2 tRNA genes and 1 rRNA gene are annotated in these 518 nt (G+C 47.7%); all 3 read right to left on the bottom strand.

The features are described 5' to 3' along the window. Window positions 1-58: 58 nt before the first annotated feature. Window positions 59-175 (bottom strand): 5S ribosomal RNA (gene rrf, locus WMO31_RS11215). 41 nt (window positions 176-216) lie between these two features. Continuing rightward, window positions 217-291, bottom strand: a tRNA-Glu gene (locus WMO31_RS11210). 58 nt (window positions 292-349) lie between these two features. Next, window positions 350-425, bottom strand: a tRNA-Lys gene (locus WMO31_RS11205). Between the last annotated feature and the right edge of the window lie 93 nt (window positions 426-518).

The raw sequence follows: 518 nt of genomic DNA, 5'->3' as shown, positions 1-518 counted from the left end.
CTACCGACTGAGCTATGGAGGAATATAGAGCAAAACACCCGTTTGGGTGTATGCTTTGTGTTGGCATCTCCCTATCTTCCCGGGCCGTCACCAGCCAAGTATTTTCGGCACCACTGAGCTTAACTTCTGTGTTCGGTATGGGAACAGGTGGACCCTCAGCGTCATCAACACCAACTATTCTTTTGTATTTAAAAGCCTTTCAGCCTTTTTACCTTTTGGTGACTCGTGCGGGAATCGAACCCGCGTTGCCGGCGTGAGAGGCCGGAGTCTTAACCGCTTGACCAACGAGCCTTGTCTTTCGTCACAAAGGCTAATGGTCTTTGCTCTCATTAGCCCCTGCAACTTCTCTTGGTGCACCATCAGGGGCTCGAACCCGGGACACCCTGATTAAGAGTCAGGTGCTCTACCAACTGAGCTAATGGTGCATCTCTGTGTTCTTTCAAACACCCTGAAAACTGAATAAAGGAAAGAAGATTAAGAAGAAAGATTAGTTAAATTCATATTGGAATGACCAATCG

Origin of the sequence: Ruminococcoides intestinale (assembly GCF_040095935.1) — a bacterium.
Classification (GTDB): Bacteria; Bacillota; Clostridia; order Oscillospirales; family Acutalibacteraceae; genus Ruminococcoides; species Ruminococcoides intestinale.
This window is presented reverse-complemented; position numbering and strand designations above follow the sequence as displayed.